This is a genomic window from Pseudochrobactrum lubricantis (genome assembly GCF_041929865.1).
In the GTDB taxonomy this organism is placed as follows: Bacteria; Pseudomonadota; Alphaproteobacteria; order Rhizobiales; family Rhizobiaceae; genus Pseudochrobactrum; species Pseudochrobactrum saccharolyticum.
On sequence record NZ_JBHEEE010000004.1, the window covers coordinates 204,883 to 224,176 of the forward strand.

The 19,294-nt window shown below is 50.1% G+C and carries 19 protein-coding genes; 11 read left to right on the forward strand and 8 right to left on the reverse strand.

The window, feature by feature from the left end:
- Nucleotides 1–144: 144 nt before the first annotated feature.
- Nucleotides 145–1,650, forward strand: coding sequence for a helicase HerA-like C-terminal domain-containing protein (locus tag JNC80_RS10150; protein ID WP_075654534.1), 1,506 nt, complete (start codon nucleotides 145–147; stop codon nucleotides 1,648–1,650).
- A 57-nt stretch (nucleotides 1,651–1,707) separates the two neighbouring features.
- On the opposite strand, the gene JNC80_RS10155 is transcribed toward JNC80_RS10150, so the two are convergent.
- Nucleotides 1,708–2,418, reverse strand: a complete 711-nt coding sequence (locus JNC80_RS10155; protein WP_376710245.1) for a L,D-transpeptidase — start codon at nucleotides 2,416–2,418, stop codon at nucleotides 1,708–1,710.
- A 626-nt stretch (nucleotides 2,419–3,044) separates the two neighbouring features.
- Between JNC80_RS10155 and JNC80_RS10160 the strand changes: the two genes are divergently transcribed.
- The 4 genes from JNC80_RS10160 (at nucleotide 3,045) to JNC80_RS10175 (ending at nucleotide 6,841) form a co-directional block, all read left to right on the forward strand.
- Nucleotides 3,045–3,641: a superoxide dismutase gene (locus tag JNC80_RS10160; RefSeq protein WP_022710046.1), complete on the forward strand. Its 597-nt coding sequence runs from the start codon at nucleotides 3,045–3,047 to the stop codon at nucleotides 3,639–3,641.
- Nucleotides 3,642–3,818: 177 nt separating this feature from the next.
- Nucleotides 3,819–4,253, forward strand: coding sequence for a c-type cytochrome (locus tag JNC80_RS10165; protein ID WP_022710045.1), 435 nt, complete (start codon nucleotides 3,819–3,821; stop codon nucleotides 4,251–4,253).
- 147 nt (nucleotides 4,254–4,400) lie between these two features.
- Nucleotides 4,401–5,339, forward strand: a complete 939-nt coding sequence (locus JNC80_RS10170) for a c-type cytochrome (RefSeq protein ID WP_376710246.1) — start codon at nucleotides 4,401–4,403, stop codon at nucleotides 5,337–5,339.
- A gap of 173 nt (nucleotides 5,340–5,512) precedes the next feature.
- Nucleotides 5,513–6,841, forward strand: coding sequence for an acetamidase/formamidase family protein (locus tag JNC80_RS10175; protein WP_376710247.1), 1,329 nt, complete (start codon nucleotides 5,513–5,515; stop codon nucleotides 6,839–6,841).
- A 76-nt stretch (nucleotides 6,842–6,917) separates the two neighbouring features.
- Here the strand turns inward: JNC80_RS10175 and JNC80_RS10180 are convergent, their stop codons facing one another.
- From JNC80_RS10180 to msrB, 4 genes are all read right to left on the reverse strand, one after another.
- A complete protein-coding gene (locus tag JNC80_RS10180; protein ID WP_376710248.1) occupies nucleotides 6,918–7,832 on the reverse strand; it encodes an MBL fold metallo-hydrolase in 915 nt (304 codons plus the stop codon).
- Nucleotides 7,833–8,027: 195 nt separating this feature from the next.
- Nucleotides 8,028–8,381: a metallophosphoesterase gene (locus tag JNC80_RS10185; RefSeq protein WP_376710249.1), complete on the reverse strand. Its 354-nt coding sequence runs from the start codon at nucleotides 8,379–8,381 to the stop codon at nucleotides 8,028–8,030.
- Nucleotides 8,382–8,460: 79 nt separating this feature from the next.
- Complete coding sequence (locus JNC80_RS10190; protein WP_376710250.1) at nucleotides 8,461–10,557, reverse strand: S9 family peptidase; 2,097 nt, start codon at nucleotides 10,555–10,557, stop codon at nucleotides 8,461–8,463.
- A 47-nt stretch (nucleotides 10,558–10,604) separates the two neighbouring features.
- Complete coding sequence (gene msrB, locus JNC80_RS10195) at nucleotides 10,605–11,024, reverse strand: peptide-methionine (R)-S-oxide reductase MsrB (protein ID WP_022710039.1); 420 nt, start codon at nucleotides 11,022–11,024, stop codon at nucleotides 10,605–10,607.
- 803 nt (nucleotides 11,025–11,827) lie between these two features.
- Here msrB and JNC80_RS10200 point away from each other — a divergent pair.
- On the forward strand, nucleotides 11,828–12,256 hold the full coding sequence (locus JNC80_RS10200) for a Ros/MucR family transcriptional regulator (RefSeq protein ID WP_022710037.1): 429 nt from the start codon (nucleotides 11,828–11,830) through the stop codon (nucleotides 12,254–12,256).
- Between the two features lie 180 nt (nucleotides 12,257–12,436).
- Here the strand turns inward: JNC80_RS10200 and JNC80_RS10205 are convergent, their stop codons facing one another.
- Nucleotides 12,437–12,715 carry a cytoplasmic protein gene (locus JNC80_RS10205; RefSeq protein ID WP_075654541.1) on the reverse strand — a complete coding sequence of 93 codons (279 nt, stop codon included), beginning with the start codon at nucleotides 12,713–12,715 and terminating at the stop codon, nucleotides 12,437–12,439.
- 397 nt (nucleotides 12,716–13,112) lie between these two features.
- Here JNC80_RS10205 and JNC80_RS10210 point away from each other — a divergent pair, with 397 nt between their 5' ends.
- Both JNC80_RS10210 and JNC80_RS10215 read left to right on the forward strand, forming a co-directional pair.
- Complete coding sequence (locus JNC80_RS10210; protein ID WP_028233416.1) at nucleotides 13,113–13,544, forward strand: helix-turn-helix domain-containing protein; 432 nt, start codon at nucleotides 13,113–13,115, stop codon at nucleotides 13,542–13,544.
- Entirely contained in the window at nucleotides 13,541–14,347 is an 807-nt protein-coding gene (locus JNC80_RS10215) for a DUF6456 domain-containing protein (RefSeq protein WP_376710251.1), read from the forward strand. Before JNC80_RS10210 ends, JNC80_RS10215 begins: the two co-directional genes overlap by 4 nt.
- A gap of 81 nt (nucleotides 14,348–14,428) precedes the next feature.
- On the opposite strand, the gene JNC80_RS10220 is transcribed toward JNC80_RS10215, so the two are convergent.
- Together JNC80_RS10220 and JNC80_RS10225 are read right to left on the reverse strand one after the other, a co-directional pair.
- Nucleotides 14,429–14,860: a SufE family protein gene (locus JNC80_RS10220; protein ID WP_376710252.1), complete on the reverse strand. Its 432-nt coding sequence runs from the start codon at nucleotides 14,858–14,860 to the stop codon at nucleotides 14,429–14,431.
- Between the two features lie 143 nt (nucleotides 14,861–15,003).
- A complete protein-coding gene (locus JNC80_RS10225) occupies nucleotides 15,004–15,420 on the reverse strand; it encodes a DUF5330 domain-containing protein (protein WP_376710253.1) in 417 nt (138 codons plus the stop codon).
- Between the two features lie 428 nt (nucleotides 15,421–15,848).
- On the opposite strand from JNC80_RS10225, the gene JNC80_RS10230 reads away from it, so the two are divergent.
- Genes JNC80_RS10230 through JNC80_RS10240 form a run of 3 tightly spaced genes read left to right on the forward strand, consistent with a single transcriptional unit; the run spans nucleotide 15,849 to nucleotide 19,288 of the window.
- Entirely contained in the window at nucleotides 15,849–17,906 is a 2,058-nt protein-coding gene (locus JNC80_RS10230) for a sensor histidine kinase (RefSeq protein WP_376710254.1), read from the forward strand.
- Nucleotides 17,881–18,915 (forward strand): peptidoglycan-binding domain-containing protein, encoded by a 1,035-nt coding sequence (locus JNC80_RS10235; protein WP_376710255.1) that lies wholly within the window; start codon nucleotides 17,881–17,883, stop codon nucleotides 18,913–18,915. Before JNC80_RS10230 ends, JNC80_RS10235 begins: the two co-directional genes overlap by 26 nt.
- 31 nt (nucleotides 18,916–18,946) lie before the next feature.
- Nucleotides 18,947–19,288 (forward strand): DUF1491 family protein, encoded by a 342-nt coding sequence (locus JNC80_RS10240; RefSeq protein ID WP_022710029.1) that lies wholly within the window; start codon nucleotides 18,947–18,949, stop codon nucleotides 19,286–19,288.
- Nucleotides 19,289–19,294 lie beyond the last annotated feature (6 nt).

Sequence of the window (19,294 nt, forward strand, 5' to 3'; positions counted from 1 at the left end):
ATAAAATGCAATGAACAGGCGGAAATAACCGGTGAACAGGTCGTAGAATATTGTTCTGATGTTACAGGACGATTATAGATTATAATGATTTGTGCCGTGGCTCAGATTATTCGGCGTGAGAATGAACGGATGAGGAGTATGTCTATGCCTGCTGAAGGAAGCATTTTTCTGGGTGCCAGCCGTAAACCGGATAATAGTTACCAGCAACCGGAAGAACTGGCGCTGAAATATGCCAACCGGCACGGGCTTGTGACCGGCGCTACCGGTACGGGTAAAACTGTGAGTCTTCAGGTTATGGCTGAGGCTTTCTCCGCAGCCGGTGTGCCGGTTTTCTGCGCGGATATTAAAGGTGATTTGTCCGGTATTGCTGCTATCGGCGAGAAGAATGATTTCTCGGTAAAACGTGCCGAGGAGATTCACCTTGATCCTTATGACATGCATGCGACACCGGTTATCTTCTGGGACATTTTCGGCGAGCAGGGGCATCCGATCCGCGCTACCATTTCCGAAATGGGGCCATTGCTGCTGGCACGCCTGATGAATTTGACGGACGCGCAGGAAGGTGTGCTGAATATTGCTTTCCGTGTGGCGGATGAAGAGGGGCTTCTGCTCCTTGATATGAAGGATTTACAGTCGCTGCTGACCCATGTGGCCGAGCGCGCGCCTGAACTTTCCATCCAATATGGCAATATCAACAAGGCATCTGTCGGTGCAATTCAGCGCTCGCTGCTGGTGCTGGAGCAACAGGGCGGCACGTTCTTTTTCGGTGAACCTGCGCTGAGTATTTCTGATCTGATGCGTACAACCACCGACGGGCGCGGCCTTGTCAGTGTGTTGGCTGCTGACAAGCTGATGATGAATCCGCGGCTGTACTCCACATTTTTGCTCTGGCTGATGTCGGAGCTGTTTGAACAATTGCCGGAGGTCGGTGATCCGGAAAAACCGCGTCTGGTGTTCTTCTTTGATGAAGCGCATTTGCTGTTTGATGAGGCGCCAAAGGCTCTGCTGGATCGTATTCAGCAGGTTGTGCGCCTGATCCGCTCCAAGGGCGTGGGTGTTTATTTCGTGACGCAGAATCCGCTGGATGTGCCGGAAGTGGTGCTGGCGCAGCTCGGTAATCGTGTGCAACATGCGCTGCGTGCCTATACGCCGCGCGAGACAGCGGCGGTTAAAACGGCTGCGGATACATTCCGTCCTAATCCGGATTTCGATACATTCAAAGCGATTACATTACTGTCTACGGGGGAGACGCTGGTCTCAACCTTGCAGGCAAAAGGCATCCCTTCGATGGTTCAGCGCACTTTGATGCGTCCGCCTGCATCGCGGATCGGGCCTTTGACAGCGGATGAGCGGGCGAAGCTGATCGCAACCAGTCCGGTATCCGGTCAGTATGATCGTGCAATTGACCGTGAATCTGCCTTTGAAATTCTGCAGAAACGCGCGCAGGAAAAAGTCGCTACAGTCGAGCAGCAACAGGCGGAGCAGGATAGCGGTAGCTGGACAGATTATCTGTCATCCACCCTTGGTGGCGGCAAACGCGGCAGCCGTCAGACTGTTGCGGAAACCGCAGTGAAAAGCGTGGTGCGAACTGTGAGTAATTCGCTCGGCCGTGCCATTGTGCGCGGCATTCTGGGCGGTTTCAAGCGCTGATTGAACTATAAGAAAAAGGCGGGCTGCTGTGCAACCCGCCTTTTTAATTGATATCAATTACATAACCAGAATTGGTGTTTTATTCGGTACGCGGTCATAGAGGTCGATCACGTCCTGATTGACCATGCGGACACAGCCGGACGAAACGGCTTTACCGATCGACCACCATTCCGGATTGCCGTGGATACGATAAAGCGTATCAACACCATCCTTAAAGATATACAGAGCGCGTGCGCCAAGCGGATTGGTCAGTCCCGGTGCCATACCGCCATTACGGGCGCTGTATTTTTCCAGTTCCGGCTGACGGCCGATCATATCATCCGGCGGTGTCCAGCGCGGCCATTTGCGCTTCCACTGAATAAGAGCGCGGCCTGACCATGAAAAGCCTGCACGGCCGATACCCACGCCGTAGCGCAGTGCCTGACCATCCTGCATCACCAGATAGAGAAAGCGGTTCGCGGTATCTACAACCACGGTACCCGGCATTTCACCGGTCGGGTCCTGAACGAGCTGGCGGTAATATTTCGGATCAATTTTCTGAAATGGTACAGCAGGAATTGAATAGCCTTCATCTTCAACCGCCGCATACATGCTGGCATAAGGGCCGGTTGCGCCGCCATTATTGATCGGTGGGGCGACCGGAGCCGGACCGCCGGTCATGTCGATCACTGGAATATTACGGCTGATCTGCGTACAGCCTGCCAGTCCGGCAGCGGCTGTGACCGACAGCGCCGACACGAAAGAGCGGCGGGAGAAAGAGTTTTCCATATTTAAACCAGTCTTTTCAGAACGTTTTTAAATTATGAGTGTGTGTCTGATACATGCAGCGCATAAGATTGCGTAAACAACATATTCAGACACGACCCGACAGAGCCGTTCAATCAGCACCGCAAGGGCGAGGGACGGAACGGTATAATGGCCTGACGGCCGGAAAGATGGATCTGCCGAGAATTACGCTGATGAAAATATGATTAGGATTCCGGCAGAACATCCCTGCATAAAGCTGGTCAAAAATTGCCACAATATGGCTAAGAACTTATGAATTTTTAAGATTACACGGATGCTTATATATCTGTTGCTGTCTTGCAACAGGAAGTGTTATGTTATTACTGCGCGGTTTAGGGTTTATACAATGCGCTGACATTCACTGATGGTCGCTTAAGCCGCTGTCGCTCTTATGAAAACCGGTTGTGATGTAATTGTTTGGTTTTATTGCAGCTTTGACAGGGCGCTTACCCACAGTCTGATGTGATAATAATTTAAAATTTCCGTGATTTTTCGCAGAACTGTCGTTCTCTGCATTGCCCGCGTGCCTGTGTCGGCCTATGTAATACAGGCATGAAGAATTTGGGTGGCGGAAACTTGAAGCCGCCCACACCAAGAGGAGAAACACCATGGCTTTTGAATTGCCTGCTCTGCCTTATGACTATGATGCGCTTACCCCTTATATGTCCCGTGAAACCCTTGAGTTCCACCATGACAAGCATCATCAGGCCTATGTAACCAACGGCAACAAGCTGCTTGAAGGTTCGGGTCTGGAAGGCAAGAGCCTTGAAGACGTAGTTAAAGAAAGCTACGGCAAAAATCAGGCACTCTTCAACAATGCCGGCCAGCATTACAACCATATCCACTTCTGGAAATGGATGAAGAAAAACGGCGGCGGCAACAAGCTGCCTGCTAAGCTGGAAGCTGCAATCAAATCCGATCTCGGCGGCTATGATAAGTTCCGTGAAGATTTCATCGCGGCTGGCGCCGGTCAGTTCGGTTCGGGCTGGGCATGGCTGTCGGTTAAAGACGGCAAGCTGGAAATTTCCAAAACACCAAACGGCGAAAACCCGCTGGTACACGGCGCGACACCAATTCTCGGCGTCGACGTATGGGAACATTCCTACTATATCGACTACCGCAATGCGCGTCCGAAATATCTGGAAGCTTTCGTCGACAGCATGATCAACTGGGATTATGTGCTTGAGCTTTACGAAAAAGCTTAATAATTCGGCCTGATGAAAAGCCTCCTTCGGGAGGCTTTTTTATTGTTACAAAAAATTAATCTGATGAACTGACGTTTTTATAGATATTCTAAATCGCATTACTATAATCATTCTAAATTGAGTATTGTGCTTGCAATATTCAAAGAAACTCATATTCGCGATTAAAGGACGCTGTTCATGCAAAAATCTTTGGCAATCTTCTCTGCTTTATTCATGCTGACAAGTGCGGCTTCAGCGTCACCGGTGACTGACCGTCAGGCGCTGATGAAAGATGTCGGCCGCTCAATGGGCGTGCTGGGACCAATTATGAAAGGCGAAAAGCCGTTTGAAGCAGAAGCCGTTCAGGCTGCGCTTGAGCAGTTGAAAGCAGATGCCATCAAGATGGATGCAGAAAAGCTGTTCCCTAAGGGTTCAGAAAGCGGTGATACTGCTGCTGCGCCTAAAATCTGGGAAGATGAAGCCGGTTTTAAAGTTGAAATTGAAAAATTCCGTACAGCGACTGCAGCCGCTGCGGATGCCAAACCGCAGGATGTTGATGCACTGCGTGTGAGCATGAAAGATGTTGGCGCAAGCTGCGGCACATGCCATCAGGCTTACCGCATCAAGAAATAACAGGCTTAGCCTGAAGCACATCCCGAAAATTGTTTCGGGATGTGCGTTGATTTAAAGCGATCAATATTTTCAGTCTGAAATCATATTGGAAATGTTACAGGCGCTGCGCAGATTATTCCTTGCGCTTTAACAGGGTAAGAATTTGATATGAAACGTAAATTGATATCCGTAGCTTTGCTTTGTGCTGTAACAGGTGCCGGTGTTTTCTGGTTTCTGACACAGCCTGTGCATGTTGACCGCGCTGCGCTGGACAAGCTGGCGGCAGGGGATATCAAAAACGGCGAACAGATTTTCTATGCAGGCGGTTGTGCCTCATGCCATGCGGCTCCGGGAGCAACAGGCGATGCCAAGCTGGTTTTATCCGGCGGGCATGAGCTGAAAACCGATTTCGGGACCTTCATTGCACCGAATATTTCGCCGTCTGCCGCCGGTATCAAAGACTGGACATTGGCCGAATTTGCCGATGCCATGCTGGAAGGTACTGGGCGCAACGGAGAACACCTTTATCCGTCTTTTCCTTATACATCCTATACTCGCATGAAATTGCAGGATATGGCGGATCTTTATGCCTTCATGAAAACCCTGCCGGCTTCTGATGAAGCATCAAAACCGCATGAGCTTGGCTTTCCGTTCAATGTGCGCCGCGGGCTTGGCCTCTGGAAAATGCTTTATCTGAATGATGCGCCTGCCGTTCAGCTGAATAATCCGGATGCGCAGCTGCAACGTGGGCAATATCTTGTAGAAGCCATGGGACATTGCGGCGAATGCCATACGCCGCGTAATGCATTTGGCGGTTCTGATACAGCGCAATGGTTGGCCGGTGCGGTTTCGGCAGAAACGGACAGTCAGGGAAAGCGCGGCATCGTGCCGAATATCACAGGCGGTGAGGGCGGTATTTCCGGCTGGAGTGCTGGTGACATTGCCTATGGTCTGGAAAGCGGATTTACACCGGATTTTGACTCGATGGGCGGGTCAATGACCGATGTTATTGCCAATACTTCAAAACTTCAGGCTTCTGACCGCGAGGCAATTGCCGCTTATCTCAAAGCCATTCCTGCCCATAAAGATGGCTATGTTTCTCAATAGGTTAACCGTGTTTCTGCCTCACGGCTTTGTCATTATTTAAACTGGTTATTGTCCATTAGCATGATCGTGCCGGTCGGCATATTTCTGTCGGACAGAATGGAATTGCCGCATCCGGAAGAGTGTGAAGCCTGTCTGTTCGCCTGAACAGCGCATCGTTTCTGGAGGATGCAGGAATGCAAAATGATAAAAGCCGGCAGAAAAGCACTGCCTGTCGCACAGTCTATGTAACCGAACTCACCGATGGTATTCTTGACCCTGAGCGCGCTATGCTCGGGCCTGTGGCTGATGGCGGTACGATTATCGCCAATACCGCGCCCGGTTGCTGGGGGCCGATGATTACCCCCGCCATTCGCGGCGGCCATGAGGTCACGCGGCCGGTCGCTGTTGAAGGTGCTGAAATCGGTGATGCGATTGCCATTCGCATCCGCTCCATTGTTGTAACATCTGCTGCCACGGCTTCCGGTTCGGACAGTGTGGTGACAGGCCGTAATAATGGTGATCCGTTCTGTGCTGCTGTCTGCGCGGAATGCGGTACGGAATGGCCTGCCACCCATATTGAAGGTATCGGCCAGAGCGCTATCCGTTGTGACAAATGCGGTGCCGACGCCACGCCGTTTAAGATTGAAAACGGCTATACAATTGTCTTTGATGATGAGCGCAGCATTGGTGTAACTGTCGGAAAAGCCAGAGCCGAAGCCATGGCACCGGATGCCGCAAAGATTATGGCGCTGCCGGATACATCCATTCAAAATCCGGTTATGACTTTTGCTCCCGCTGATCTGGTCGGAGTTGCTACACGTCTGCGGCCTTTCCTCGGGCAGTTGGGAACAACACCTTCAAAGGCGATGCCGGATTCCCATAATGCCGGTGATTTCGGCTCGTTTTTGCTCAATGCGCCGCATAAATACGCACTGACACCGGATGAATTGGCGCGCAACAAAACCGACGGCCATCTTGATGTAAATTCTGTTCGGCAGGGCGCGATACTGATTTGTCCGGTGAAAGTGCCGGGCGGCGGTGTCTATCTGGGCGATATGCACGCATTGCAGGGTGACGGTGAAATTGCCGGTCATACCTGCGACGTTGCAGGCGTGGTTACGCTCGAAGTGCATGTTATCAAAGGGTTGGCGATTGACGGGCCGCTGCTGTTTCCTGTGGCTGAAGATGTGCCTTATCTGGCGCGTCCTTTAAATGCCATTGAGCGCCAGCGTGCTGAGACACTTGGCAAGGCCAATGGTGTGACAGCAATTGAACGCGATGCACCGGTTACCGTAATCGGCAGCGGGGCTACGCTGAATGAAGCGACTGAGAACGGCCTGAAACGTGCGGCTGATCTTTTTGATGTTACTGTTCCTGAAATTATGAACCGTGCAACAATGCTTGGTGCGATCGAAATCGGCCGTCATCCGGGGATCGTCCGCGTCACCTTCCGTATGTCGCTGAAAAAGCTGGAAGAGAAGGGGCTGGCCGGTTTTGCCCGCTCACTCTATGATCTTGACTGATCTGCTTTTGCAGAATGGGTTAAAAAGAAAAGCACCGGAATTTCCGGTGCTTTTTTATTTCAGAGGCGGGAGACGGTTATTCCCACTCCATTTCGCCTTTAATGACCTTGGCGCCAAGCTCAAGGCTGGATACACCGCCCAGATCAGGATAGCGCTTTTTCATAGCGGCAATCAGTTCTTCACTGTTTTTGGCTTTGGCCTGCTCTTCTTCAAAGGCCACAAGATAGTCTTTGGTGAAAGTAACCGCAGAAATATCGGTTTTTGAACCGGCGCTCATATGGGCAGGTACGACAATTTCAGGATTGCGTGCCGCAATGGCATCAAGGGTTTTGATCCATGCCTGACGCTGCTCTGCTTTTGGTGTGTCGGCAAGCCATACATGTTCACCGGCAGTGACCAGAACACCGCCGAAAACAGCCTTCAGAGACGGTACCCAGAGGTAACGGCGGTTCGGCATATTCTCTGCATCAATGATCTCGATTTTCTTGCCTTCCAGATCCAGCTCTTTGATATCTGAAGCCTCAGGCATCACCACATCAGCCAGCGTCTGCGGGCCGTTTTCTTTCAGCTGCGGACCCCAGACTTTCAGCTTGCCTTCTACATTGCCTTTAATGGCTTCTACCGTCGCCGGTGCGGCAATCACTTTCGCATCAGGAAACGCGGCTTTGACTGGGCCGAGGCTGAAATAATAATCAGGGTCGCTCTGGCTGACATAGATTGTTGTCAGTGTTTTGCCGCTTTCCTTGATTTTTTCTGCGAGGGCTTTGCCGTCTGAAAGTGTGAAACCACCATCCAGCAGAATCGCTTCTTTTTCGCCGGTCAGCAGAACGGGGGTGCGGAGAAAGCCGTTTTCATCTGCCTGAAAGAATTGCCAGTTCAGTGCTTTATTTTCCTGCGCATGGGCAGAGGATACGGAGAGGGCGGAGGTTGCAAGTGTCGCGGCAACAGCCGCTGAGGTCAGAAACTGTGTTGCTGTTTTAAAGAATGTCATGGTCTTTTCCTTCATCGGAGGGATGATATCGGTGTTACGGAAATTAAGGAGCAAAGCGCCGCTGACAAGAAGGCATGTAAAAATCCGCAGGTTACAGCAAAGTAACCGGCTGCGGGCAAAAAGCGGAATTTCAAGGGTTTTCAGGTAATTCCGCTTTGTTTCATCACAGTGAACACAGTGTATATAGTGCTGCTTTTAGCGTTTCAGGCATTTGGCTGCGCGGGGCAGTCCTGCGCTATAGAGGCTTTGCATCGTGTAAAGCCAGCCTTTGCATTCTTCCAGCGAGGGGAAACAGCGATAGCGGCTGATCACCTCCGGATAGTCACTGCTGACAAAGGCGCTTTCGCCAAGCCCCTGAAAAATGCCGACAATAACACCGCTGCCACGCGGAGGCGGATTGCAGCGCTGCCCTGCATATTCACTGACATTTTTACGAGCCGCGGCTTCCGCCTGCGGTGTTGAGATGGTGGTCAGAGCCAGAATGCTTAAAGCGGACACGCAAAGCCGTAGCCCGCTTTTGCTGAGGAAATTCAGAGACATGAATGGCATGGCTTAATCCTTTCCTGTTTTCGGAAGGCACGGCAGAGCAGAATTTTCTGCTCTGCCGGTTCATATCTTTATGCGCCTGTTACAGTCTGTCTGCAACCTTAAGCGCGAAAGCATAATTATAGGCGACTTCTTCCAGCTGCGAGAAACGCCCTGAAACACCGCCATGGCCTGCTTCCATATTGATTTTGAAAAGCACAGGATTGCCGCTGGTGGACTGATCGCGCAGTTTAGCAACCCATTTTGCTGCTTCCCAATAGGTAACACGCGGGTCGGTCAGGCCTGCTGTTGCCAGTATCGGGGGATAATTTTGTGCCGATACATTGTCATAAGGGGAGTAGGACGCAATGGTACGGTAGTCCGTTTCCGATGCAATCGGATTGCCCCATTCCGGCCATTCCGGCGGGGTCAGCGGCAGACTGTCGTCCAGCATGGTATTCAGCACATCCACAAACGGCACATCGGCAATTATCCCGCCAAATGCTTCCGGTGCCATATTGGTGATAGCGCCCATCAGCATGCCGCCTGCCGAACCGCCATGGGCGATAATCCGGTCATGACGGGTGAAATTCTCTGCCACAAGATGTTTTGCTGCAGCAATGAAGTCAGTGAATGTATTGACCTTATGTTCCCGTTTGCCGTTTTCATACCAGGCAAAGCCTTTGTCTTTGCCACCGCGAATATGGGCAATGGCATAGATAAAACCACGGTCAACCAGAGAGAGGCGTGTGGTCGAGAAACTTGCCGGAATGGAGCTGCCATAAGCGCCATAGCCATAGAGCAGACATGGAGCCGAGCCGTCCAGCGGTGTGTCTTTATGGGCGAGAATGGAAACCGGCACCAGTTCACCATCTGCCGCCGGTGCAAGGAGCCTGCGGGTGACATAATTTTCAATCACATGGCCACTTGGTACTTCCTGCGTTTTCAGCAGCACACGTTCGCGTGTGACCATATTATAATCAAAGAGTTGGCTCGGCGTGGTCATGGATGAATAGGAAAAACGGATCACATCCGTGTCATATTCAGCGCTGCCATGCAGGCCAAGCGAATAGGCTTCTTCATCAAAAGCAATGGCATGTTCTGCTCCGCTGATCCGTTCACGGATAACAATGCGCGGCAGGCCATTATTACGCTCAAGCCAGACCAGATGATTTTTATACGCTCCAACATCCAGAATAATCGTGCCGGACTTTTCGGCAACGACTTCCGTCCAGTTTTGTTTTTGCGGGGCGCTGACCGGTGCGGACATAATCTTGAAGTCCTTCGCACCGTCAATATTGGTGAGAATATAGAAAACGTCTCCGCCTTCTGTGAGGCTGTATTCAATGCCGGTTTCGCGCGCTGCCACGAGCTGTGGCTTTGCCTGCGGATTATTGGCCGGTATCAGCCAGACTTCAGAAGTTTCATGATCCTGAATATTGATGAAAACAAAGTCATTCAGTGAACTGCCGGAAACATTCATGAAGAAACCGGCGTCTTTTTCTTCATAGATCAGCGCATCCTGATCCTGCTTTGTGCCGGTACGGTGATAGAATAATTTGGCAGGGCGATGATTATCATCCATCTGCACATAGAAAACACCCTGACTTGCTGCATCCCATACAGTTCCGCCTGCGGTGGATGTCAGCAAATCCGCACTGTCTTCCAGTGTGGAGAGATCGCGGATCTTGATATCATAAAATTCGGAGCCTTTAGTGTCCGCTGACCATGCCAGTGCTTTATGGTCAGGCGAATAGTCCAGTCCGCCAAGGCTGAAATAGGCAAGGGATGCTGCTTCCTTGTCGCCGTCGATCAGAATGGTTTTATCGCCGCCATCCCGCGGTGTTCTGAAATATTGCGGATGCTGTCCGCCGGTGACATAGGAAATGCCATAGGCATAGGCACCGTCTTTGACCGGCACACTGGAGTCATCTTCCTTGATGCGGCCTTTCATTTCCGAAAACAGTTGTTTTTGCAGCTCTTGTGTATCTGCCATCAAGGCTGACTGATAGGCGTTTTCAGCTTCAAGATGCGAACGGATTTGTGCATCCAGCAGGGAGGGATCGCGCAGAACATCCTGCCAGTTGGCAGCACGCAACCAGTGATATTCATCATGGCGGACAATACCGTGGCGCGTGTCGCTGAACGCCTTCTTCTCAGTTGCTGGGGCGTTGTGCTTAGGGAATGAATGCTGGTTCATACTGTTTCCGGTATTGTTGCCAAGATGAGATGTAAAATTTGAGGCTGTCAGGCTTCAGTAAAATATAATGCTGTGCCGTTCATGCAGAAACGCAATCCGGTTGGTGCAGGGCCGTCAGGAAATACATGGCCGAGATGCGCATCACAATCGGCGCAGCGTATTTCTGTACGGTTCATACCATAGGAATGATCCTCAAAAGCGCTGACAGCTTCCGGTTCAGCCGGACGGGTGAAACTCGGCCAGCCTGTTCCGGAATTGAATTTATCTTCGGAATTGTAGAGCAGACGGTCACAGCAGATACAGTGATATGTGCCGTGGAGTTTGAGATCAAAATCTGGGCTGGAAAATGCGCGCTCTGTACCATGCTGGCGCGTGATCTTATATTGCTCCGGTGTGAGCTGTTCACGCCATTCGGCATCGGTTTTCTGAACTTTTAGCGGGCGTTGGGGCATGTTTTTCTCGGACATGATGGTTCTCCGGCGGTTCAGCATACATTCGGAAAGTATAAGGCGTTTTCAAGCCGAATGTGCGTTATTCATAAAGGCAGGTCAAAAAGAGCAGGACTGATCTGGTTTAGTCAGGCCTGCCTGTGTTCAGAATAGTCATTTTTCCAATATATGGGGATATTAACCGCTTTTTAAAAGGTGAATATACAACCGTGTATTTTCAAAGGCATAATATGAACATACGCAGGCGTTTGATCTGCCCGTGTGGCGGATAATCTTATGAAAGCAGGTTTTTTTGCAAAAATCCTTGTATAAAATATCCGGGGCCATGAATTGCCAGAAAAATGACTTAATATAGAAATACAGGATTTTTTGATAGAATAGCAAATATCCGCAAAATTGCTTCATATCGCAGTGTTTGCTGAGTTTTACTGTAGTTTGTTTCAAGAGGCGAAATTTCACGTTTTTGGTGAATTTGTTTGCTGAAGATAGTTTCAGAAGCATGTTTTTACATTGTACTATGTGTATAACAGGCTCCGATTGATAATCTTCAGATGAGAAGAGAAATAGTTTTCTGTTTTCGGCAGGTTCGCAGATATTAATTCTCGTGATCTTGAGTGTTGAAATTTAATTGTTTAGTCAAAAATTACAGCATCACTTAACAAAATCGTGAAATAAATTGACATTTTACAAATTTTACAGATATGAGAAGATGATTGCGGGTGGCAAGCTAAGGTTAAACTGGTTGATTGGTGAATGGATAGACTTCTCATGTATTTTCAGAGGGTTTCCAGTCAGCAATATTTATAGGTAAAGGAAGTATAATGGAACATCCAGAGACTGTGGTTTCTGCTGACGAACTGCTGCTCAGTCTTACAGCTGATGTTGTTGCCGCTTATGTCAGCAATAACTCAATACGTGCCGGTGAAGTGCCTGCATTGATCGCTGATGTTCATGCAGCATTTGCCCGTTCAGGTGTTCGTGAAGAAGTGGTTGCTGTGGTTGAAAAGCCTAAACCGGCAATCAGCCCGAAAAAATCAGTTCACGACGATTATATTATCTGCCTGGAAGACGGTAAGAAATTTAAATCGCTGAAGCGCCACCTGATGACCCATTATAATCTGACGCCGGAACAGTATCGTGAGAAGTGGGATCTGGATCCTAACTATCCGATGGTTGCTCCGAACTATGCTGCAGCCCGCTCGCAGCTTGCTAAGAAAATGGGTCTTGGTCGTAAGCGTAAAGCTGCTTGATCCGGCTACAGCATGTCTCCCAAAAGTGGGCACCGGTTTTGGGGTGAAGACATGCGTAAAAACAAACTGTTAGAGCGAGCGCAATGGCTATGATTAAACGCGACACGCTCTAGTATCTCTTCAACGAGATATCAAGAGATAAACAACGGCGCGAAAGTGCCGTTGTTTTTTTATGTATTATCAAAGCAGTTGCAGCAGACGGGTCTGGGCTTGTTTCAGCGCAATGTGTCGGTTGATATCGTAACTCCAGTGTTTATTCAGACCTTTCAGACGTTCTCTTTTGATAAGCCGCGTTAGTTTCGCTGCAATACTTGCTCTCTTTTCGGCCGGCGCATTTAAGGCCTGTTGCAAGTCGATGCCGCAGCTAAGCTGTAAGGCGACGGATTGCGCTGCCTGAAGTGCATCTTCTTTACGGTTTTCCAGAAATAGCTGTTTTTCCTGTTGCAGAGTGGCTGACATTGTTAATCCCCTTCATCATGCAGGGGATTATGATGTTTTGCTGCTGGCGGGGGATAAGCAGATATTCTTAATTTTAAATGTAGTATTGGTTGTTTGAGTATTTTTATTATGATTAAATTTGATTGTTTGATAAAATGTTTTTATTGAATGACTTGTCTCTATGTATAGATTCTTTTTTAATGTTTGTTATTTGAATTTAATTGTATATTTACATCTAGAAACTCAAGTTTATCCCCGTATAAGATTTTTATATTAAGGATATGTCGTCTGCGGAGGGCATATGTTGAACAATTTTCCAGATTTTTTATCCGGTCGCACGGATTCACTTGTTGTCTTGCATAATTTGCCGGAGTCATCACGCCTGCATTGTTTATCCGGCGGGCAGGATATGCATTCCATGCAGAATGATGTCGGTAACAAACGCATGACAGAGAATGCGCTGTATCTGGCTGATCTGATGCAAAGAAACAGCAGTGTAAAGAGCCAGCTGACAAGCAGGGAGCGGCAATTGCGTGCCTGGAAACTGTGCGGGGCTTTAATGGCGCTGTTGTCTGTTTTCTTTCAGGTATCGTTACATGATTTGCGCAGTCCCCAACGTGGCAATTGCCATATCGCCAGAATCCGGCAATTCGGCATGTATATCGCTCATACCATGTTCGGCCTGTCGATGTCTGAAGTGGCCTATGCATTTTGCCGTGAAAGAACCACGGTTAAACATGCCTGTCATTTGATTGAGGACATGCGGGAGAATGAAAAATTTGACCGCAGTGTCAGCTCGTTTGAATATCTCATTCGGGCGCTTTATCCGTGCGGGAGTGCAGGGGAATGAGCAAAACCGTCACTGCATTTTCCCCGAAAGATCAGCAACCAGCTTTGCGGGTGCTCAGATTTCTGCTGCGGTCACCGGCAAGGTTCGAAGGTGAAGAAGGGCGTTGGTTCTTGACCAGTGATGAGGGCGGCACGATTGCCTGTGACGAGCCGGTATTGCAGCATTTGCTGGTGGCCGGATTGGTGAAAGCTGAGCAGGACAAAATCACCTTGGAACTTGCAGGACGCGATCTGCTGAAGACGTTAAAGAAGCCTGCTGAGACGGAACAGCCACAGGAACCTGCTGTACAGGCAGCGGGTGAAAGCACCCGGAACCGTGCTGTCAATAATGCTGAATCCCCGCTGGCTTTGCTCTACCGGAAAAACAAGCAGACGGGGCGGCGTTTTCTGAGTGATGACGAGTTTCATGCCGGAGAGCGGTTGAGGGCTGATTTCACACGCGGGAACATGATGCCACGGATTTCGGCCAATTGGGATGCCAGTGTTGCCGGACGTGTCAGAGGGGAGCGGGGCGGTGCGGCCGAGTTGAGTGATTATGCATTGGATTGCCGGGATCGGGTGAATAGAGCGCTCATCGCTGTGGGGCCGGAATTATCCGGTATATTACTGGATATATGCTGTTTTCTCAAAGGTTTGGAATTGGTGGAGCGTGAGCGGTCATGGCCTGCACGTTCGGCAAAGATGATGCTGAAAACAGCGCTCAGTATTTTGCACCGCCATTATAATGCAGGGCGGATGCCGGAAGGGATTACGTCACCGGCTGCCTATCACTGGGGAACACCGGATTACCGGCCTTCACTGTGATGCCGCGTCACAAGCTGAAAACAAAACATGCGCATTGATGAGATCAGTGCGCATGTTTTGATATGTTATAGATGAGAGATATCAGGCAGCGTTTTGCAGGGCGCTTTGTGCGTCATTGCGCACACGCTGCACCATGGAGCGCAAGCCGTTGGAACGCTGTGGTGTCAGATGCTCATCGAGGCCAAGGCTTTTCAGAACGCTTTCTGCATCAATCTTCAGAATGGAAGATGCGGTTTCGCCGGAATAAAGGGCAAGCAGGATCGCAACCAGACCGCGGACAATATGCGCATCGGAATCGCCCAGAAATTCCATAACCGGATCGGCACCCTGACCTTTTTTGGTCAGCAGCCAAACCTGACTGACACAGCCCGGAACCTTATGATCCGCATCGCGGGCTTCTTCCGGATAGGGTTGCAAGTCACGCGCCAGTTCGATCACATAGCGATAGCGGTCTTCCCAGTCGTCAAGAAACTCAAAGTCCGACGCAATCGTGCTGATCTTTGAATTTGTCATAGGTCTCTCCGCATGAACTGAAGCATGCCGCGCAAGAACGAAAATTCGCTCCGCTTAAGGCATGCTGATAAATATACATATGGCGCGGCTTATAGACCATTTTTATAGCAATTGGAAAGTTCCGGTTCTGATGATTACAGTAACTATCCGGGACGCTGCGCAGGAACAGGAATTTTGAACGCAGGTGCCCGCTCTATTGCAGGTGGGGCGGATGGCTCTTTGTTTTGTGGCGCGCTACCGGATAGAACCTCTTTCGCACGGATCAAAGCCTGTTCACCACTTTGCTGAATCGCTGCCTTTCCGGCAATACAGAGAGCGGGATTGCGCTCACAAAATGTGCTGATTTCCTGCAGGGTTTTACCGGCTTGCAACCATTGCTCAACCAGATCGGGACTGGCAGTGGACGGAGCCTGTTGCTGTTTTTCTGAAGACAGATGATTTTGCTGTGTTTGTGCCTGTGGCGCTCGTGGTGGCTGTGTGTCTGTAGACTTGCCGGTCAGTCCGGGCATCAGCAGAAAAACCCCTCCCAGCCAGAAAATGCATTTAAGCAGAAATCTCATGATCTTTATTCCTGCCTGTTTGCACGGTCCTGTCGGGTTGCTGAGCGTGATAAATATATAAGTTTAAATTATTCATATAGTTATCAGTTGTTTCACCGGTTTCTTCTTAAGGCTTTCCGGTTGTTGAGACGCAATGGTTAAAGAATGAGACATATTTCTGAAGATTCTGATAAAATGTTTTTAAGATTGTCTTGCCATGGGGCGGAGCCGGAAATATTCCGTTTACCATAGAGCCAAAAGCTACCCCTTTTTCGCGGAAAAAAGACTTTCACGGGCATCATAGATCGCGGTTTTATCTATTCCTTAAAGTCTGGGCGTCCATTCTGTCATTGTTCGGTGACTGTCTTTTCACTCCGGTGAAATAAGACAGTTGAAGTGAGATTGTGTCAGAGTGAGTATGCTGCGTGTACGGCATTTATGCGAAAACAATGAAAATGATTAAAGGCGGTATGCATAATACCGTTGCGGATCATCACCTGTTGGCGCAGGAAAATGCAGAATTCCATGTTTCTGTTACCGCTGCTCAATCCCGTAAGTCCGACCATTTTTCAGCGTTTGATTTGCGCTGCGCATTGCTGCTGTTTCCGCTGTTTCTGGCAATGGCTTTTTACAGTATTTTCCCGACCGCTTCGGTCAATGCATTGCTGTTTACCGGCCTGTCCTTTACCGGCATATCCGTTCTTTTGCTGGCAGCGCAGGCATTTGGCATCCGCAACAGTCTGACGGGTCTTGTTGCTTTGTCATTCTATAGCGCGGTACTGGCTTTTACAGCCCTGTTTGCAGGTGCGGAAAATGGTCTGGTCTGGGCGATGGTTCTGGCATTGCCGCTTGAGATCTGGCTGGTAACCCGCCATCGTGCGGCGGCTGTTGCCGGTGGTCTGATCACTGTAGCCCTGATGGCAACATCGCTGACCAAAGGTATCAACACACAGTTGATGCTTCCGGCCGGTGTTTCAACAACTTTCCTGTTTATCTATGTCGGCGCCATTTTGCTGCGGGTAATGCGTTTGGCACTGCCAGTTGCAACAGTCCTGCAGAATACAACATCTGCTCATACTGCCGACAGCGATCTGGAAACAGCGCTGGATGCTCTGGTTATCCGTCTTGATCAGGATGGTCATATCCGTACTTTGTCTGATCGTTGTATTGAACAATTTGGTGTTGATCGTGCAGTCCTGACCGGCACATTGCTTCTTGACCGTGTGCATGTGGCTGACCGCGTTCAATATCTCGCATTTCTGAATGGCCTGAAGCACGGCAATTCACCAATGAAACTCGGTGGCAAAACAGAGATTCGTCTGCGTTGCGTGGAAGCTGCTCAGGGCAATAAAAATGAACAGCCGAAAATCTATTTCAATATATTTGAAATGGAAGGGCAGGCAAAAGGCACGGCTCAGAATGAGCAGGAAGCCGGTTTCCTGATTGTTGCGCGCAATCTTGCACAGATGCAGGATACGCAGCAGCATATCGTTCAGCAGAATACGACGATTGAGAATCTGGAAACCTCGCGCGGACGTTTGCTCGGTGCCGTCAGCCATGAGTTGCGCACGCCGCTGAATTCAATCATCGGTTTCTCTGATCTGCTGTTGCATGATGTGGCAGGGCCTTTGCAGAGCGACAAGCAGCGCGAATATATTGATCTGATCCGCAAGTCCGGCAATCATCTGCTGGAGGTTGTCAACGGTATTCTGGAAACCTCACGCCTTGAGGCCGGTCAGTATCCGGTTCAGCATGAACGCTTTTCCGTGCAGGACAGCGTTACAATGTGCAGTTCCATGCTTATGCCGATGGCCGAGAAAAAGGGCGTTATTCTCTGTGACCGCATTCATCCGGATGTGACGGATATGATTGCTGATCGCCGTGCAATCCGTCAGATTCTGATTAATCTGGTGTCAAACGCTATTAAATTCACGGATCGCGGCGGTTGCGTAACCATTGATGTGATGCCTGATGAAACAAAGCGCGGTTATGCAGGTGCAGAGCGCAGTCTGGTCATCTCCGTGTCTGATACGGGTGTTGGACTGGAAGCACATGAAATTGAACGTCTGTGCCAGCCATTTACCCAGATCAATAATGCACAGACCCGTATGCAGGAAGGTTCAGGTCTCGGGCTTTATCTGGTTAAAGGTCTAGTCAGTCTTCATCAGGGTGAGATGAATATTCACAGCCGCAAGGGCCATGGCACGACTGTTTCAATCAGGCTGCCGCAAACAGCACAGCAGGTTGTGGATAAGACCGGATTGGTTGCAGGTGCGGCCGCAAATCAGGCATTATCGCAGCCTATGCAGCAGGCTGACCGGATGCAGACAAATACAGTTTCAACCGATATTCGCAGCGCTCTTGAGCAGGTGAAAACAGCAATTATTAATCTTCAGGCCGAACAGACTGAATATAGTCAGGCAGAAAGTAGTTATGACGGAAAGACAGAGCCGCAGCGGTACGAAACGCAAGGGGACTTCCATGCGCAAAAACGCAAAACGGCGTAGTTTTGGCAGACGTTTTTTTGATGCATGCCTGACCGGCGTGTCACGCATGGCATTGGCTGCCGGTGATATAGTCGCGCGCAATCCTGTGGTGGCCGGTGGTGCAACCGCATTTCTGGTGACGCTTGGTTTTGTCGCCAGCAATGCGATCTGGTATCAGCCGCAGGCGCATGACGGTGTTTTCTTTAAAACACGGCCGGAGCAGGTTTTCCGTGCTGTGGCAAAAGACAATAGCGAAGCAGCACGTAAGCTGACAGGCAATGTGGCTGCGCAGGAACCCGTGCGCCAGATTGCCGGTCATGAGGCTGCGCCGGTAGCTGAGAAACCGCAAGCCGTTGCGACTTTGCCCGAGACAACTGTTGATGGCGGTGATCTGCCGGCTCTGGCGCCGAATGGCGACAAGCAGGTGGCGATCATGCAATATAATCTGAAACAGCTTGGCTTCTATAGTGGTAATGTGGATGGTCTGACAGGGCCGCAAACCCGTACTGCTCTCGAACAATGGCAGAATGTGCAGGCCAAGCTGGCACCGGATCAGAATAATGCGGCTAAACCCGCAGAGAAACAGCTGAGCATTGAGGAAGCCATTGCAGTGGCTGTGCCTGCTGCCAGACCTGAGACCCGACCTGACACTCAGCCTGAAAACAGTGCGCGTGCAGTGCCGGTTGCGGAAAGACGGCCTGCGCCGATTGCTGTCAGGGCAGAAGAAAAAACACCGGTACAGGCTGTGCGGAGCAACTCTGCATCGCAGAATGCAACGGAAACAACGGCTTCTGTTCAACCGGTATCCGCACGAGCACCATCCGGTCAGGCAGTCAGTGCCGAGGAACTGGTGCGTATTCAGGCGGGGCTCAAAGCATTCGGCAATGATATGGTTGTCGTGGACGGTGTTCCGGGCAAAACCACAGAAGATGCCATCCGCGAGTTTCAGAAACTGTTCCGTCTCAATGTCAGCGGCAAGCCTGATTCTGAGCTGATCGGGAAAATGCGTGAAATCGGCCTGATCAGCTGATTTGATATGCAATGAGCAGGTATTTCAGCCTATGCGTCTGACAAGTGAATTCTGGGTTTCCGCATTCATGCGCCGTGTGCGCATGGCTGATGGTTTCGCCTATCTGGTCAGGCGCGGTGCGGCCGAGGCCGGTGCAATCTTTATCAAGATCCGCAATCGTGACGGTAATTTTGATTTATATATGCCTGCGCCGCAAAGCGAATATGATCCGCAGCGGGCGGATGAACGTCGTTTTGTTTTATATCAGCAGAGCGAAGACGAGCAGCTGATTAATACGCAACTTGAAAAAGAGCTGCGCTTTGATCCTGATCTCTGGCTTGTCGAGGTTGAAGATTGTGCTCAGGCTGCGGAGCTGCTGACCGCAGGCATGTAACTTATC

Excerpts from the sequence above, each read along its gene's own strand:
- JNC80_RS10150 (WP_075654534.1), top strand. The coding sequence starts at position 145 with ATGCCTGCTGAAGGAAGCATTTTTCTGGGTGCCAGCCGTAAACCGGAT.
- JNC80_RS10155 (WP_376710245.1), bottom strand. The coding sequence starts at position 2,418 with ATGGAAAACTCTTTCTCCCGCCGCTCTTTCGTGTCGGCGCTGTCGGTC.
- JNC80_RS10160 (WP_022710046.1), top strand. The coding sequence starts at position 3,045 with ATGGCTTTTGAATTGCCTGCTCTGCCTTATGACTATGATGCGCTTACC.
- JNC80_RS10165 (WP_022710045.1), top strand. The coding sequence starts at position 3,819 with ATGCAAAAATCTTTGGCAATCTTCTCTGCTTTATTCATGCTGACAAGT.
- JNC80_RS10170 (WP_376710246.1), top strand. The coding sequence starts at position 4,401 with ATGAAACGTAAATTGATATCCGTAGCTTTGCTTTGTGCTGTAACAGGT.
- JNC80_RS10175 (WP_376710247.1), top strand. The coding sequence starts at position 5,513 with ATGCAAAATGATAAAAGCCGGCAGAAAAGCACTGCCTGTCGCACAGTC.
- JNC80_RS10180 (WP_376710248.1), bottom strand. The coding sequence starts at position 7,832 with ATGACATTCTTTAAAACAGCAACACAGTTTCTGACCTCAGCGGCTGTT.
- JNC80_RS10185 (WP_376710249.1), bottom strand. The coding sequence starts at position 8,381 with ATGCCATTCATGTCTCTGAATTTCCTCAGCAAAAGCGGGCTACGGCTT.
- JNC80_RS10190 (WP_376710250.1), bottom strand. The coding sequence starts at position 10,557 with ATGAACCAGCATTCATTCCCTAAGCACAACGCCCCAGCAACTGAGAAG.
- msrB (WP_022710039.1), bottom strand. The coding sequence starts at position 11,024 with ATGTCCGAGAAAAACATGCCCCAACGCCCGCTAAAAGTTCAGAAAACC.
- JNC80_RS10200 (WP_022710037.1), top strand. The coding sequence starts at position 11,828 with ATGGAACATCCAGAGACTGTGGTTTCTGCTGACGAACTGCTGCTCAGT.
- JNC80_RS10205 (WP_075654541.1), bottom strand. The coding sequence starts at position 12,715 with ATGTCAGCCACTCTGCAACAGGAAAAACAGCTATTTCTGGAAAACCGT.
- JNC80_RS10210 (WP_028233416.1), top strand. The coding sequence starts at position 13,113 with ATGCAGAATGATGTCGGTAACAAACGCATGACAGAGAATGCGCTGTAT.
- JNC80_RS10215 (WP_376710251.1), top strand. The coding sequence starts at position 13,541 with ATGAGCAAAACCGTCACTGCATTTTCCCCGAAAGATCAGCAACCAGCT.
- JNC80_RS10220 (WP_376710252.1), bottom strand. The coding sequence starts at position 14,860 with ATGACAAATTCAAAGATCAGCACGATTGCGTCGGACTTTGAGTTTCTT.
- JNC80_RS10225 (WP_376710253.1), bottom strand. The coding sequence starts at position 15,420 with ATGAGATTTCTGCTTAAATGCATTTTCTGGCTGGGAGGGGTTTTTCTG.
- JNC80_RS10230 (WP_376710254.1), top strand. The coding sequence starts at position 15,849 with ATGAAAATGATTAAAGGCGGTATGCATAATACCGTTGCGGATCATCAC.
- JNC80_RS10235 (WP_376710255.1), top strand. The coding sequence starts at position 17,881 with ATGCGCAAAAACGCAAAACGGCGTAGTTTTGGCAGACGTTTTTTTGAT.
- JNC80_RS10240 (WP_022710029.1), top strand. The coding sequence starts at position 18,947 with ATGCGTCTGACAAGTGAATTCTGGGTTTCCGCATTCATGCGCCGTGTG.